Raw genomic sequence first — 1,355 nt, 5'->3', positions numbered from 1 at the left:
TTATCGTGAAGTCTTAGGTCAAACGTAAACCAGTAAAGCCCTATTTTCTTTTTCAAAAAACGTCCTTAGGCGAGGAGCTAAATGTACTGATTTGTTTTACGCTCGGCATCGCAAGCGGATCATCCGTTCTTACTAACTACAGCGCTTTCCACGCTCTTTGCATGAATCGTGAACATAAGAGCCAAATCGTATTTCCATCCTCAATCGTTCACTTTTTAAACCGTGATTTTATAAAATCAAATTTCAGATTTATGAATATCACCGCTATTTGCTCATTTTTTTATATAAACCAAGCAAAAATGATAAAAATTAAAGCGATATTAGTTAATATCCGGTAATCTAAATCCAATTCCATTTTGCTAGTAACATCGCAGAAATGACTGACGAGTTTAAGAAATCGACCGCTAACTTAAAAAAAGCGGTGCCACTAATGATCAAAAATCATGTAGCTGCCACCCCCGCAAACTACGCGCTTTGGTATACCTACGTAGACAAAACCATTCCAGAACTCAATTTTGAGATGGACGAAGTGTTAGAACACTACGGTATTTGTCCACCAGCAGCGAACAAACAGCTTTACAACAACTACGTGGCCCGTAGAGCAGAAACCAGTTTAGAAGATCTCAAAACCAACGTAGAAGTACTATTACACGAGGTGTCGAGCTCCATGAGTGATACTTTGTCAGATACCTCTTCTTTCTCTGCGATGGTCGATAAGAGCTTCAACAAATTAGAAAAAGTTGAAGACAACAGCTTGAGCATCGAAGAAGTGATGGTGGTGATCCGCCAACTCGTTGCTGAATCTCATGAGATTCGCCACCCAACTAAATTCTTAAACCGTCAACTCACCAATGCGAGTGAAGAAATTTCTCGTTTGAAGAATCAATTAGCCGAAGTACAAAAAGACGCGCTGTTTGATGGACTCTCTAATCTTTACAATCGTCGTGCCTTTGATACTGATTTGAGCATGCTGATTAACGCTAATCAGGCGATGACTCTCATCTTGCTGGATATCGACCACTTTAAAGCGTTCAACGATAACTATGGGCACCTATTTGGTGACACAGTATTGAAAGCGATCGCGCGTCGACTGCAACAAAGCTGTCGCGATGGCGTGAGTGCGTACCGCTTCGGCGGCGAAGAATTTGCGTTAATTGTGCCAAACAAATCCCTACGAATCGCCCGCCAATATGCCGATACCCTGCGCCGCATGATTGAAAAGCTACGCGTACGTGATAAACGCTCGGGCACACAAGTTCATAGCATTACCGCTTCTTTTGGTGTGGCAGAGTTCGAAGTTGGTGACACCGTAGATTCATTAGTCAACAAAGCCGATAAACAGCTTTATGAAGCAA

General features: G+C 42.1%; 1 protein-coding gene. It reads left to right on the top strand.

Annotation, left to right across the window (positions count from 1 at the left end):
* Nucleotides 1-376: 376 nt before the first annotated feature.
* On the top strand, nucleotides 377-1,355 hold a 979-nt coding region (locus R7Z50_RS24210; RefSeq protein WP_318149312.1), incomplete at its 3' end, for a GGDEF domain-containing protein.

This window comes from Vibrio sp. 1249-1, assembly GCF_033340495.1.
The sequence above is the reverse complement of the archived record's forward strand: the minus strand, read 5'-3'. Positions and strand labels throughout refer to the sequence as shown.